The 340-nt window shown below is 72.1% G+C and carries 1 pseudogene; it reads right to left on the bottom strand.

The features are described 5' to 3' along the window. Positions 1 to 15: 15 nt before the first annotated feature. Positions 16 to 340 (bottom strand): annotated as a pseudogene (locus AB1L30_RS14250) (hypothetical protein); the annotation flags it as partial.

Here is a 340-nt window from a genome sequence, read left to right on the forward strand (position 1 = left end):
GGCCGAGGTCGTCGTTCAGGGCAAGAAGCCGACCGCCTCGATTTCCGCGACCACCCGGCGAGCCGTGGCTTCGTCCAGGGACGCGAGCGGCGCCGGGAGCATGCGGTCCAGGAACCCGCGATGTCGGCAGGCCACCTCCAGGCAGGCGTGCATCGAGCCGAACTCCATGGTCCGGGCAAGCCGGGTGAGCTGGTTCTGGAGGCGGAAGGCGCGGGCCTCGTCGTTGGCCCTCGCCGCGTCCCAGACCGCCACGCAAAGCTCGGGGAAGGCGTTGCCGAGCGCCGGGACGAAGCCGTCGGCCCCGAGCGCGGTCGAGGTGCCGATGAGGTCGGAGCCATGC

It is taken from the genome of Bremerella sp. JC817, from assembly GCF_040718835.1.
Classification (GTDB): domain Bacteria; phylum Planctomycetota; class Planctomycetia; order Pirellulales; family Pirellulaceae; genus Bremerella.